This is a genomic window from Thermostichus sp. MS-CIW-30 (assembly GCF_054058015.1).
In genome coordinates, this window is record NZ_JBSRZW010000007.1 from 21,683 (window position 1) to 34,116 (window position 12,434).

14 protein-coding genes are annotated in these 12,434 nt (G+C 58.1%); 8 read left to right on the forward strand and 6 right to left on the reverse strand.

What is annotated here, in order from left to right; genetic code table 11:
* Positions 1 to 10 precede the first annotated feature (10 nt).
* The 8 genes from rpsE to ACVWXW_RS04575 all read left to right on the forward strand — a co-directional run bounded on the left by rpsE (position 11) and on the right by ACVWXW_RS04575 (position 5,519).
* Entirely contained in the window at positions 11 to 547 is a 537-nt protein-coding gene (gene rpsE / locus ACVWXW_RS04540; protein ID WP_011434168.1) for a 30S ribosomal protein S5, read from the forward strand.
* Between the two features lie 37 nt (positions 548 to 584).
* Complete coding sequence (gene rplO, locus ACVWXW_RS04545) at positions 585 to 1,037, forward strand: 50S ribosomal protein L15 (protein ID WP_457402996.1); 453 nt, start codon at positions 585 to 587, stop codon at positions 1,035 to 1,037.
* Between the two features lie 152 nt (positions 1,038 to 1,189).
* On the forward strand, positions 1,190 to 2,488 hold the full coding sequence (secY, locus tag ACVWXW_RS04550) for a preprotein translocase subunit SecY (RefSeq protein WP_457402997.1): 1,299 nt from the start codon (positions 1,190 to 1,192) through the stop codon (positions 2,486 to 2,488).
* Positions 2,488 to 3,069: an adenylate kinase gene (locus ACVWXW_RS04555; protein WP_457402998.1), complete on the forward strand. Its 582-nt coding sequence runs from the start codon at positions 2,488 to 2,490 to the stop codon at positions 3,067 to 3,069. The genes secY and ACVWXW_RS04555 overlap by 1 nt, the downstream gene beginning before the upstream one ends.
* A gap of 38 nt (positions 3,070 to 3,107) precedes the next feature.
* Positions 3,108 to 3,881, forward strand: coding sequence for a type I methionyl aminopeptidase (gene map / locus ACVWXW_RS04560; RefSeq protein ID WP_414349590.1), 774 nt, complete (start codon positions 3,108 to 3,110; stop codon positions 3,879 to 3,881).
* Positions 3,882 to 4,011: 130 nt separating this feature from the next.
* Positions 4,012 to 4,236 carry a translation initiation factor IF-1 gene (gene infA / locus ACVWXW_RS04565; RefSeq protein ID WP_011434173.1) on the forward strand — a complete coding sequence of 75 codons (225 nt, stop codon included), beginning with the start codon at positions 4,012 to 4,014 and terminating at the stop codon, positions 4,234 to 4,236.
* A gap of 23 nt (positions 4,237 to 4,259) precedes the next feature.
* Complete coding sequence (locus ACVWXW_RS04570) at positions 4,260 to 4,904, forward strand: alpha/beta fold hydrolase (RefSeq protein WP_457402999.1); 645 nt, start codon at positions 4,260 to 4,262, stop codon at positions 4,902 to 4,904.
* Between the two features lie 306 nt (positions 4,905 to 5,210).
* The gene (locus ACVWXW_RS04575; protein ID WP_457403000.1) at positions 5,211 to 5,519 is read left to right on the forward strand and encodes an alpha/beta fold hydrolase; all 309 of its coding nucleotides are present in this window, start codon (positions 5,211 to 5,213) and stop codon (positions 5,517 to 5,519) included.
* A 143-nt stretch (positions 5,520 to 5,662) separates the two neighbouring features.
* On the opposite strand, the gene ACVWXW_RS04580 is transcribed toward ACVWXW_RS04575, so the two are convergent.
* From ACVWXW_RS04580 to ACVWXW_RS04605, 6 genes are all read right to left on the reverse strand, one after another.
* Positions 5,663 to 6,532 carry a PRC-barrel domain-containing protein gene (locus ACVWXW_RS04580; protein ID WP_457403001.1) on the reverse strand — a complete coding sequence of 290 codons (870 nt, stop codon included), beginning with the start codon at positions 6,530 to 6,532 and terminating at the stop codon, positions 5,663 to 5,665.
* Positions 6,533 to 6,640: 108 nt separating this feature from the next.
* Positions 6,641 to 7,789: a glycosyltransferase gene (locus ACVWXW_RS04585; protein ID WP_414384084.1), complete on the reverse strand. Its 1,149-nt coding sequence runs from the start codon at positions 7,787 to 7,789 to the stop codon at positions 6,641 to 6,643.
* A 93-nt stretch (positions 7,790 to 7,882) separates the two neighbouring features.
* On the reverse strand, positions 7,883 to 8,335 hold the full coding sequence (locus ACVWXW_RS04590; protein ID WP_414330183.1) for a QcrA and Rieske domain-containing protein: 453 nt from the start codon (positions 8,333 to 8,335) through the stop codon (positions 7,883 to 7,885).
* Between the two features lie 213 nt (positions 8,336 to 8,548).
* Positions 8,549 to 9,118, reverse strand: a complete 570-nt coding sequence (locus ACVWXW_RS04595; protein ID WP_457403002.1) for a Uma2 family endonuclease — start codon at positions 9,116 to 9,118, stop codon at positions 8,549 to 8,551.
* A 237-nt stretch (positions 9,119 to 9,355) separates the two neighbouring features.
* Positions 9,356 to 11,227 carry a R3H domain-containing nucleic acid-binding protein gene (locus tag ACVWXW_RS04600; RefSeq protein ID WP_457403056.1) on the reverse strand — a complete coding sequence of 624 codons (1,872 nt, stop codon included), beginning with the start codon at positions 11,225 to 11,227 and terminating at the stop codon, positions 9,356 to 9,358.
* A 54-nt stretch (positions 11,228 to 11,281) separates the two neighbouring features.
* Positions 11,282 to 12,322, reverse strand: coding sequence for a Light dependent period protein LdpA domain-containing protein (locus ACVWXW_RS04605; RefSeq protein ID WP_457403003.1), 1,041 nt, complete (start codon positions 12,320 to 12,322; stop codon positions 11,282 to 11,284).
* Positions 12,323 to 12,434 lie beyond the last annotated feature (112 nt).

Here is a 12,434-nt window from a genome sequence, read left to right on the forward strand (position 1 = left end):
GACATAGCACATGGCTGAGCAGAGGGAACGTCGCAGAAGCAAAAAAAACCGCGAAGAGCAACCCACCGAGTGGCAAGAGCGGGTCATCCAGATTCGCCGCGTCACCAAGGTGGTCAAGGGCGGCAAGAAGTTGAGCTTCCGCGCTGTGGTGGTGGTCGGCAACGAGCGCGGCCAAGTCGGGGTTGGCGTAGGCAAAGCCAACGACGTGATTGGAGCAGTACGCAAGGGGGTTGTGGACGGTAAAAAGCACCTCATTGAGGTGCCCCTCACCAAAGGTTTGTCCGTACCCCATCCCATGCAGGGGGCAGGCGGCGGTGCCACTGTCTTGGTCATGCCAGCAGCTCCCGGCACAGGCGTCATCGCAGGGGGGGCAGTCCGCACCGTTCTGGAGCTGGCAGGAGTACGCAACAGCTTGGCCAAGCAACTGGGATCCAGCAACCCCCTCAACAATGCCCGTGCTACCATCGATGCGCTGCGGCGGATGCGTACCTTTAAGCAGGTGGCCCAAGACCGAGACATCGATGTGCGCCGCCTATTGGGCAAGTGATGGACAGGTATATCGAGCAAGTGAGCCAGAGGTAGACATGCGACTGGAAGACATTCGGCCTCAAGCAGGTTCGACGCGGCGGCGGCGGCGGCTAGGTCGTGGCGTTTCTGCCGGGCAGGGGGCCTCCTGTGGCAAGGGGATGCGGGGGCAAAAGGCCCGCAAGGGGGGTGGTACACGACCCGGCTTTGAAGGGGGGCAGACTCCCCTCTACCGGCGTTTACCCAAGCTTAAGCATTTCCCTCGCTACAGGCGGCGTCTGGAATACACCCTGGTTAACCTGCGCGCCTTGGCGGATCTGCCTGCCGGCAGCGAGGTCAGCCTGGAAAGCCTGATGGAACGAGGGATCGTCACCACCAACGATGGCCCGCTGAAGATCTTGGGGGATGGGGAAGTCAGCGTGCCCCTGACGATCAGGGCGGCGGCTATTACCGCTTCAGCCAAAGCCAAGATCGAGGCAGCCGGAGGTCGGGTGGAAATCTTGGGATCCTAAACCCCTTCTTCCCGTTGCTCTGGCCGGCTTCTGCCGGGTGGCGCTGAGTTGCACTTTTTTGATTTTGCTTTGATTTTGCCGACTGCACCACCGGCAGCGTAGAGTGGTAGATAGCTCACCTTACCTTTTGCTCCCGCGAGATTCTCTTCCCTATGGTTGACACACGAGGTTCCGCCCCCTCTGCCCAAGAGACCTTTATGCAGATGGCTATGGCCTCTGGCCTGCGCAGCCGTCTGTTTCTCACCTTGGGCTTGCTGCTGTTGGTCAGACTGGGCATTTACATCCCCATTCCCAGTATCGATCGGGCCCGCTTTGCTGCCGAAGCTGCCAACAGCCCTGTGTTTGGCTTGCTGGATGTCTTCTCCGGCGGGGGGATTTCTGCTTTGGGAATTTTCGCCCTTGGGATCCTGCCCTTCATCAACGCCTCAATTATCATGCAGTTGCTGGTCTCGGCCATTCCAGCCTTGGAGAACCTGCAGAAAAACGAGGGAGAACAGGGGCGGCGGCAGATTTCTCAGTACACCCGCTATGTCACCTTGGTTTGGGCCATCATCCAGGGCATTGGCATTTCCTTTTGGGTGCGGGAGTTTGCCAGTACCACCAATGAGTTGGCCTTCATGGCCTCCACCACCTTGGCTCTGGCGGCAGGATCCATGTTTGTGATGTGGCTGGGAGAGATGATCACGGAGAAGGGGGTGGGAAGTGGCCCTTCGCTCTTGATCTTCGTCAACATTGTTGCCACTCTGCCCCGTGCCCTCGGACAGACTATTAGCCTGGCCCGTGCCGATAGCAGCACCATCGGTGGCATCTTGCTGTTGCTGGCAATCTTTTTGGTCACCATTGTCGGCATTGTCTTTGTCCAAGAAGGCAGCCGCAAGATCCCTATCGTCTACGCCAAGCGCCAGGTGGGCAACAAGCTGTTCCGCGAGCAGAAAAGCTATCTGCCCCTGAGGCTAAACCAAGGGGGGGTGATGCCGATCATCTTTGCCTACTCGGTGATGTCCCTGCCTCTGGCCCTGGCCCAGTACACCCAAAACCTGACTTTGGTGCAAGTGGCCAACTTCCTATCCCCCACCTCCTGGTTCTACATTCCTTTTTATTTCGTGCTGATCCTCTTCTTCAGCTACTTCTACGCCTCTTTGCTCATCAACCCGGTGGATCTGGCTCAAAACTTGAAGAAGATGGGGGCCAGCATTCCAGGGGTACGCCCGGGCAAGGCCACTGCCGAGTATGTCGAAGGGATCCTCAACCGCCTGACGCTGCTGGGGGCTTTGTTCCTGTGCGCGGTGGCCATCATCCCGACGACGGTGGAACGGGCAACCGGCATCACCACTTTCCAAGGTTTGGGGGCGACCTCGCTACTGATTTTGGTGGGGGTGGCGATCGAGACCTCCAAGCAGATCCAGACTTATGTCATCTCACAACGCTACGAAGGGATGGTCAAACAGTAGTGCCGAGGTTGATCTTTCTGGGGCCGCCGGGGGCGGGCAAAGGTACACAGGCGGAGCGGCTGGCGGCCATTTACCACACGCCCAAAATTTCCACAGGCGATCTGTTGCGGGCCGAGGTGAAAGCCCAAACGCCCCTGGGGTGCCAGGCCAAGGTTTACATGGATGCGGGAGAGCTGGTGCCTGACGAGGTGCTGATCGGGATGGTGAAGGGGCAGTTGCAGCAGTCTCCGGAGCAGGGTTGGATCCTGGATGGATTTCCTCGCACCTTAGCCCAGGCAGAAGCCTTGGAAGAGCTGCTGCAAGAGCTGGGACAAGATTACGACTACGTCCTCAACTTGGAGGTGCCGGATGAGGTGGTGGTGGCCCGGCTGCTGGCCCGGGGCAAGGAACAGGGGCGCAGCGATGATGCGGATCGGTCAGTGATTCTCAAGCGGCTGGAGGTCTATCGGCAGCAGACGGCTCCCCTGATCGATTTTTATGAGTCCAAGGGGCGCTTGCAACGGGTCAACGGCAACCAGCCGGTGGAATCCGTACAGGAACATCTGCAGGCTCTTCTGGAAGGCTTCAGGAGGACGGCGTGATTAGAGCAGGAGCTGGAAATTCCCCCCAGCGGCGGGGCATGCAGCTTATTGAGATCAAATCTCGCCGCGAAGTGGAGAAAATGCGGCGGGCCGGTCGGGTGGTGGCCCAAGTATTGCAGGAGATCGCGGAGCGCCTAGAGCCGGGCTGGACTACGGCAGATATCGATACCTATGCTGAGAGACGGGTGGCCCAACTCAATGCTTTGCCCAGTTTCAAGGGCTACTACGGCTTTCCCGCCTGCGTTTGTGTCAGTGTCAACCATGAGGTGGTGCACGGGATCCCCAGTCCCCGCAAAGTGGTGCAGCCGGGAGATGTGGTCAAAGTGGATTTTGGCGCCATCGTCGAGGGCTGGCATGCGGATTCCTGTATCACCATCGGCCTGGAACCCCTGAGCGACGCAGCTCGGGATCTGATCGATACTGCGGCCAAAGCCCTGCAGACGGGCATCGACCACGTGCGCCACGGCGTTTGGCTTCAGGATGTCTCGGGTGCCATTGAAGATTACATCGAGGGGCGGGGCTATTCTGTGGTGAAGCAGTATGTCGGTCACGGGGTGGGGCGCAACCTGCACGAGGAGCCGCAGTTTCCCAACTATCGCACCCGCGATCTGCCCAATCCCAAGCTGCGCTCCGGCATGACGGTGGCCATTGAGCCGATGGTGAATGCGGGGGGAGAGGCAACCCGAGTGTTGCCAGACCAGTGGACGGTGGTCACGGTGGATGGCTCTTGGTCGGCTCAGTTTGAGCACACGGTCTTGGTTACCGAGTCTGGAGCAGAAATTTTGACCGATCGCACGCCTTTTCAGTCCTAAGGGATCCCCTAATGAAGGACTGCAACGGTTAGGATAGAAGAGATGGAGTATATTTTCATTTCTTAACAGCGCGTGTCGTCGCGGCTGTGGATTGTTCTGTTGTTTGTTATGTCGTTTTTGGGAGGGCTCATTGTCTAAGGAAGATGCCATTGAAATGGAGGGGGTCGTTACCGAATCCCTGCCCAACGCCATGTTCCGAGTGGATCTGGACAACGGCTTCAACGTGCTCGCTCATATCTCCGGCAAAATTCGCCGCAACTACATCAAGATCTTGCCCGGCGACCGGGTCAAGGTGGAGCTGAGCCCCTATGACCTCAACAAAGGGCGCATCACCTACCGCCTTAAGAAAAAGTAGGTTCCCTAGCTAGGCTGCTGAGGATGAAAGAGCTGAGCCAAGTTCTCAAGATCGGGCTCTGGACTACTGTCGGCGGCTTGGGTGCTCTAGCCGTTTTCAACGCTTGGATCTCTTCCCAAACTCAGCCTCTGCAGAGCCTGCTGCCGGGAGAGGAAAGGCATCACTTCTGGCGCGGCCATCGCCTGTTTTACAAGGTCATGGGATCCGGCCAGCCGTTGTTGTTGTTGCACGGCATTGGGGCAGGCTCCTCCAGCTATGAGTTTCGTGCCATTATGGCGGAGCTGGGGCAGCACTATCAAGTCTATGCTCTGGATTTGTTGGGGTGGGGCAACTCAGAACGTCCAGATTTGGAGTACACCGGCAGCCTCTATGCCGAGATGATCGGGGATTTTGTCCAGCAGGTGATCGGGCGACCGTGTCACGTCATTGCCAATTCCCTCTCGGCAGGGTTTGTGCTGCGCTCGGCCCGCCTACAGCCCCACCATTGGCAGAAGCTGCTGCTCATCGCCCCTCTGGGAGACAACAGCCTCATCCCCGATGCCCTCGGGATCCCTTTGGCCCAGATTGCCTATGGATTCCTCAGCCTGCCCGTTTTGGGGTTGGCCTTCTACAACGGCATCACCGCCCCCTGGAGTGTACGCTTGTTTACAGAGCAGAGCTTGTTCTGATACATTTACGCTGAACACTGCTGAACATCACTGTTCAACTATGCAGCGATAGCATTCTGTTTGTTTCCAAACAGAATGGCGGTATCCCGCAAAGCTTTGAGTAGAATACCCAAAGCGCAGTTTCCGTGTCGTCTTACTACCAATTTTCTGCTTTGCTTTGGCTACCATGTTGGCAGACTCGAAAGTAAACAGAAAGATCAACTGGTAGTAATCCGTACTGAACATATTATACATTATTTTCAGTATAGTTGAGCTTATTATTGACTAGAGTCATGCTCCCCCAGCTACGCCCTGGATGATGGGGTGGTGGACTACTATTACCAGGCAGCTCACCAAGCGGGGGCTCAATTTGCCCCCCGTTCTTTTCTCACCGGCAAGCTCAACTTGCCCATCGAAGACGACTTTCGCGTGGTGACCAAGCCCATGGTTCTGGTCTGGGGAGAACAGAACCGCCTCACCGGCCCAGAACAGGCAGAGCGGTATCGCGCTTTGCGCCCGGAGGTGCCGATATACCGGTTGCCAGGGGCTGCTTTTCCGCACATTGAAGCGCCGCAGACCTTTTTGTCGGTGGCTTTGCGCTTCTTGGCCGAAGCCGATCCTGCTCTACCGGGATGACGGACAGGGGATCCCTTTGCCCCTTGGCAGAAAAAAGTGGAAGATTGGCGCAAGAAGCAGCCCTAGCGCCAGGGGTAAGGGCCGTGCTCTCGGTTGACGTGACCATCCCGAGCGCAGAGGGGAGTTGATACAAGCCCGGCAACTCAAGTGGGCTCCCCGGCCTTATCTTCCCAGGGATCACCATCCACAGGAGTGGAGCTGGAAGGAGGAGGGGCAGGCTCAGAAGGAGGGGCCTCTTCTTTGGCATACTCCTGTTCCCAAGCCGGTTGTTCGGGGGCGGGTGCGGGCTCAGGCGGGCGTGGACGCACAGGCTGCGGCTCAGGTTCAGGCTCTTCTTCTGCGTAAACGTCTTCTTCTTCGGCCTCGTATTCCTCGTCGTATTCTTCTTCGTAATCCTCCTCAACGGCGGGACTCTCGACAGCACTGGGCAGGGCAGGAGCCGGGCTAACTCCGGCTTCCCAAGGGGGCTTACCGATTCCCAGGGTTTCCAAAATCCCCTTGGCCAGTTGGGTTAGGCGGGTCTCAGCGCCATCGGCAACAATAAGGCGATCCCCGCCCACAGAGACAATCTCATCGGTGGAGAGCAGATAGGTGCTGAGGATAAAGCCGGGTAAAAAGGTGAGGCCAAGGTTGGAGAGCACCAAGCCCGTGATGATGCCGGAGACGGAGTTGAACTCAAAATCTTTAACTTTGCCAAGGCGGATCCCTTCTTCGGTTACCACCTCGCTGCCAACCACGCGACTCAGGCCCTCCAAATCCAAGTTATCGTCCAAGTTATCGAAAACTTCTTCGCTGGGGACAAGAACTGCATCCTGACCCAACGCTGTTACTTGCCGCAGCTCCATCAAACGGGGGGATCCGGCAAGGGCTTTTTCCAGCACCCCCAGCACCAGAACCTGCTTGGCTTCCAGATCCGCCCAAACTTCGCTGACTACCCCAAGCCGGGCTGCGTTGCCCTGGCTGATCACCTGCGTTCCCAGAACCTGTGACCGCCGACGAACCTCTGATCGCACCAGCGCAACAGATCCTTTCCCAGTCGTCATGATGGTTTCCCCGTCGTAAGTCAAAACGTTCCCGTTGTTGGGCTGCGTGTCTGACACAGTTCGCCAGAATTAAGTAAGTTAATAGTACCACTGCCTGTCTCCTCCCTCGCGGGCTGCCCAGGTGGGATCCCGGCCAATCTGCCTGCTCCAGGCCAGAAACTGCTCTGCCATCGCGCCCAGGGAATAGTGCTCTTCTGCCCGTTGCCGACAGCGGCTCCTGTCGATGTGATCTAGGCGCTCTACAGCCTCTGCCAAAGCTGCCACGTTGTCCGGCTCGACGATCCAGCCGGTTTCTCCATCGCTGACAATTTCCGCGGGCCCACCCCGGCGGTAGGTAATCACCGGCACGCCACAGGCCAAAGCTTCCACCGCCACCAAGCCAAAGGCCTCCACCCACTTGGGGGTCATGATCAAGGCTGAGCATTGCCCCAAGATCCGCTGCATTTGCGGGGTGGGCAAAAACCCTCGGTAATCCAATTGGGCATGCGGGTACTGCTCTTGGATCTGCTGCCAGTAGCCTGGCTCTTGCAGGTGGCCTAGGATCACCACCGGCCTTCCCGTCTTCTCGGCTAGGGCAGCACAGTCTTCCAGGCCCTTTTCGGAGGCAATGCGCCCAATCCAACACAGGGATCCATTCCCTTGGGGCACAAAGTCGTAGAGGCGCAGATCCACCCCGCAGGGCAGATAGACAAAGGGATCCCGACCTGCCGCCATCTCGGCTCGGGCAAAGGCAAAGGTCTGGGCTTGCGCCCGCGAATGCACCGCCAGCCGACCAGGGTAGCGATGGGCAATGTGCTCTAGAGCCTGATCGACGGCATCGCTGAGGGATCCCATGCTGACGATGTGGGCCACCGGGGTGCGGAAAAAATCCGTCAAATAAAACGAGAGCCAATCGTAGCTCCAGTTCACGATTAGATCGAACTGATCTTGCAGGTGGGCAGCCCGCTGCCACAGGTTGGCCAGCAGAGAGGGGGTGTGGATCAGAACCGGCTGATCGCGGCGCTGGGTTTGCGCATAGGCCGGGGGAAGGCCCGCCACCGGCTCGATCACCTCCTCCGGCAACTCCGCCATTCGGGATCCCACAGGGGCCAACACCCGCACTTGGGATCCCATCTGGAGTAAGACACGCGTCAGGTTGGCAAGATTGAGCTCCACACCACCACCGGCCCCGGATCCCAGAGGTCCAACAGGGGTGGAGAGGAACAGATAGCGGTAGGGACGAGCCATAGGGAGAGCCTCGGTAGCTCAGCCCATTGTCTTCTCAATCCGGATACCCGACTCCTTTTGCCTGGCCTCAAAGCCCACAGCCTGCCCAGAACTTTATGAGGCTTTGGCTACAAAAATTTCTCCCTTCTCCACCTTGACCTTGTAGATGGCCAGGTCTGCCTTGGCCGGGCCACGGGTACGGCTGCCATCGGCAGCAAAAGCCGAGCCATGACAGGGGCAGACAAAGTTCTCCCCCCGCCAGTTCACATCACACCCCGCATGGGGACAGGCGGCATCCAAAGCCAGCAGAGAATCTTCTTTTTGCGGATCCCCGACCAGCCAGAGGGTGGCGGTGTTTTTCCCAAAGGCGTTTTCCACCTTGAAGGGGCCATCTTTGAGATCGGCCAGAGTGGCAACTTTCACAAACTCCGGCTCAGAAGCCTTAGAGCCAGAAGCAGTTCCCTGGGCCAGGGCAAAACGGCGCCGGGTAAACCCAGGTAACCAACCCACCAACGAGCCAAAACCGAGAGCCAGCCAGCGAAGAAAACCACGACGATTGTTGTACATGGCTATGTGTCCTTGGAGGTGTGCGAAATGTAGGTCATGAGCCAGCAAAAGACCGGCCCCTTCAGAAGGGATCCCCGTACAAATGCTGCCCTTAACATTTTGTTACACCGGAACAGTTTCGGCCAGGGCCAAGCCGCACTTTTTCCGGCTAGAGTACGCAGTAGCCCTCTTCGTTGCTTGAGTACCGGGGATGGGCTCTTGCACTGCTGGAGCTTAGGATCGAGAGGTAAACAGCTCAGCAACCGCGCAGGCAAAGCCGGGCAACAGGGGAGAAGACAACGCATCCTGAGCCAACAGCGTTTCTACCAAGACCAACTGGGCCTGTTGTCTGCGATACACCCCTACTCTCTGAGCCAGCCGATCGACGATCCAGTACTCTTGCACCCCATGCACAGAGTAGAGTTTCCGTTTTGCCAAGCGGTCTCGATCCTTATGAACTTTTCCAGGTGATAGGACTTCAACCACCAGCTCAGGGGCACCCCGAAAATGTCCTGCTTCATCTTGAATCTGTGATAGCCGCTCATAACTAACCCAAACAACATCGGGAGACACATTATCAAATTCGGAAAAGAGGATCCCTGGCATGATTGAGGGTTCTCCCAATCCTGTTTCTAGCGACCACCGATGCAGTGCGGAGAACAAACACCCGATAATGTGCTGATGTTTGTGATGAGGAGAGCGAGTCACCAGCAGTTCTCCGTCGATGATCTCGTAGCGGATCCATTCATTCTCTGGAAGAGCCTCGATATCCCGAGTGGTCCAGCGTACTTCTGTAGCAGTCATTAGCTATCCCTATAGCAATAAATGGTGCTATGCCCAGGGCACCCTGCTGCTGTACCTACGACACTGGGCCGACAACTGCAACGCTGTCGCAACAGCGGGAACCGCACTTGGCGTAGCCAAATCTTAGCCCAGGATCCCGTTCACAGAAGCGAGACGGAGTCCTTCCTCTCTAACCACGACGGCTCAATGGATAGAGGTTCTCTAGAGCTGGACTATTGGCTGCGCTATCGTGTGGGGCTAGTTGGGATAGATGCGCAAGCGGCGGTTGGGCTCTTCGCCAAAGCTTTGGGCCCGCAGGTGGTAATGTTCCACCAACTGGTGTTGGAGCTTGCGGATCAGAGGCGAACGGGGCAAAAGTTCCACCGGCTGAGACTTGGGAATGACAATTTGCTCCACCGCCAGGCGGGCTTCTTCCAGAGCTTCGGTTTCATCGCCTGAGCTGGCGCGAATGAACAGCTCCAGGTCGGAATCGGATCCATCTTCGCTTTCGATGTTGAGGATGTGGCGCAGGGCGCGGGCCAGGGCAATCAGAGTATTGGCCTTAACGGTGTGAATCGGGATCTGGCGGGAGTGGGCCATCTGCTGGATCTTGGAACGGCTGCGCACCTGGGATCGCAAGGCCAAGACAATGTCCGCCCCATCCAGGTCTTTGGTGACATCCGCCGGCAGTTTCAGGGTTTGGATCACCTGCTCCAGGTAGAAGCGGCTCACTCCGTAGGGGTAGATCATCAGCGGCCCATCCGGATTCTGCTGCCGTCCTGTCGGGGCTAGGGCGGATCCCTCCCAGTCCAAATCTTCTTCTTCGTCAGAGCCGGATTCCGCTTTGGATTCGGCCACCACCTGAGGGGCAGGACGGGATCCCGCTGGCGTTAGCGGGACGGAGTCCTCTCGCCTCTCCAGGAGCAAACCCGATTCTCCTTGCTGCTGCGAGCGACTTTCAAGCGGCTCTGAAGGCAGAGCTTCCATCCGTCCAGAGCGTTGCCATCCTCCCCGCTCCCGTGCTGCGGAGATTGTGCTGCCGGCGGGGGGCCATTGGGGGCCAGATAGGGCCGGGCGCTCATTCGTGACTATCACCACCTGGCCGCGTTCGTCTAAACTGCGGGTTTGGGTCAGCGGCTCGCGGTTGCGCAAGAGACGATCCACAGTGGCGGCCACATCTTCGTGGATGACCCAGCGGGATCGCTCCAGCATCTCTATGGCAATCTCAAACGTAGGGGGAGCTTTGCGCTCCAACACACTCTTTTGAGAGCCGCGCCGCCGCGCCTCTTCATCTCCCAGGGTGACGGATTGGATCCCGCCTACCAAGTCGGAGAGGGTGGGATTTTTGATCAGGTTGTCGATGCGGTTGCCATGGGCGGTGGCCACCAGTTGTACCCCCCGCTCGGCAATGGTACGAGAGGCCAAAGCTTCCAGTTCAGTGCCGATCTCGTCGATAACTACCACTTCGGGCATGTGGTTTTCCACTGCCTCAATCATCACCTTGTGCTGCAGCTCTGGGCTGGCCACCTGCATCCGTCTGGCCCGGCCAATGCCCGGGTGGGGCACATCGCCATCGCCGGCAATCTCGTTGGAAGTGTCGATAATAACCACTCGTTTGCCCAGCTCATCCGCCAGCACACGGGCAATCTCCCGCAAGGCCGTGGTTTTGCCCACCCCTGGTCGGCCCAGCAACAGCATGGAGCGCCCCTGTTCCACCAAGTCGCGGATCATGCTGATCACGCCGATAACGCAGCGACCCACCCGACAGGTAAGGCCAATGATTGTGCCTTGGCGGTTGCGAATGGCACTGATCCGGTGCAGGGTAGAGGCAATGCCTGCGCGGTTGTCACTGCTGAACTCTCCAACCCGGCTGATCACCTGATCCAAGTCGGCCCGGGTGATCACGTCCTCGGAGAGGTAATCGGCAAAGCCGGGGAAGCGGGCTTCGGGACGGCGGCCCAAATCCAGCACCACCTCCACCAATCGATCCAGGTGAGGATGCTGTTCTAGGCGCTCGCGAATTGGAGCCGGCAGGATATCCAAAAGCTTGCTCAGGTCGTCGCTGTATTGAACCTGGCCGGGAAAGCCGGTACGTTCACGTAAGCGGTGCGGAGCACTTTCCGGATCCATCGACGGACTTGGGGTTGAGGGCTGTACGGGGAAACTCATGGCTGAGCAACGTCGTTAAACGCAGGAAAAACAGGTTTGCCTAAAAGCAACGGATCGCCGCTTTACTTGCTGCACCAACTGCTTTGCCAACGGGATCCCTGCCACCAATCCAGGATTCCATCCTGACTCCGATGAGCTGTGAGCTGGCTCTTCCAGATAGGCTGACACCAACTGTCGCGCATAGCTGCCGAAGGCCACCCCCGCCACCGGCCACCGGGGATCCAACAGCGGCACCGTTTGGGCGTTGGTTCCTCCTGCCAATTGCACATAGCCGGGCAGGCCCATGTTCAGCACCTTCTCGGCCAACTTTAGGGCAGCTTTGCCGGTGCCAGCTCCAATATCGCCACTCATAGGCCGGCCATCCACCTGCCAGATCAACACTTCCGGCAAGGGATCCATAAGAGCCAGCAAATCCCTCAAGTAAGCCTCTAGGCCCGGGCCATCGTTAAAGCTAATTGAGATTGCCTGGAGCTGAGGTAGCCAGGGCTTCAGGGATCCCCACAATTGCTCGAATGACCTCTGGCGACCAATGCAGGTGTGAATCTCCACCGCTTGAATGCCCAGCTCGACCAAAGGCGGCAAAACTTCTGACAAAGCGACCTGGTAGCCGAAGGTGGCAATGCGCCGGTGGGGGCAAACCGGCTCACAGCGCCCACAGCCGTAGCACAGCTCTGTCTGGATGTGGACTTGAGCAGGAAGGGCTGCCTGTGTCAAGGCATGGGGAGGACAGACTGCCAAACAAGGCTGAGGACAGTCGGCAGGACAGACGGGAGCCGTCAGCACCGCCTTGCGGAAATGGACGTCTTCGCCGTCATTGACGCTGACCATCAACCAAGGGAACCCCGCCTGGGGATCTTCGGCTTGTGCCCGTTGGATCCCTTCTTGAGCGGCCCGCACTATGGCCGGATCGGCAGCAACATCAATGCAATCTGCCCCGGCCAGCGTGTAAAGGAAAGCCAGCTCCCGAACCGAGGGCAAGTGGTGGAAACTTGCGCCGCAGATCAGCTTAAACCAGGTACCCTGTTGCAGCGAGGCGGTTGGCAAGGTCACAGGCACAAGAAGCCGCTAGCAGGATGGGAATCTGAGCCGCAGGCCATCTATTTGAGATGGTAGCAAAGAAATTTCCAGGATCCTGAAGAGAGCATGACTCTAGTCAATAATAAGCTCA

Excerpts from the sequence above, each read along its gene's own strand:
- rpsE (WP_011434168.1), top strand. The coding sequence starts at position 11 with ATGGCTGAGCAGAGGGAACGTCGCAGAAGCAAAAAAAACCGCGAAGAG.
- rplO (WP_457402996.1), top strand. The coding sequence starts at position 585 with ATGCGACTGGAAGACATTCGGCCTCAAGCAGGTTCGACGCGGCGGCGG.
- secY (WP_457402997.1), top strand. The coding sequence starts at position 1,190 with ATGGTTGACACACGAGGTTCCGCCCCCTCTGCCCAAGAGACCTTTATG.
- map (WP_414349590.1), top strand. The coding sequence starts at position 3,108 with ATGCAGCTTATTGAGATCAAATCTCGCCGCGAAGTGGAGAAAATGCGG.
- ACVWXW_RS04570 (WP_457402999.1), top strand. The coding sequence starts at position 4,260 with ATGAAAGAGCTGAGCCAAGTTCTCAAGATCGGGCTCTGGACTACTGTC.
- ACVWXW_RS04585 (WP_414384084.1), bottom strand. The coding sequence starts at position 7,789 with ATGGCTCGTCCCTACCGCTATCTGTTCCTCTCCACCCCTGTTGGACCT.
- ACVWXW_RS04590 (WP_414330183.1), bottom strand. The coding sequence starts at position 8,335 with ATGTACAACAATCGTCGTGGTTTTCTTCGCTGGCTGGCTCTCGGTTTT.
- ACVWXW_RS04595 (WP_457403002.1), bottom strand. The coding sequence starts at position 9,118 with ATGACTGCTACAGAAGTACGCTGGACCACTCGGGATATCGAGGCTCTT.
- ACVWXW_RS04600 (WP_457403056.1), bottom strand. The coding sequence starts at position 11,227 with ATGGATCCGGAAAGTGCTCCGCACCGCTTACGTGAACGTACCGGCTTT.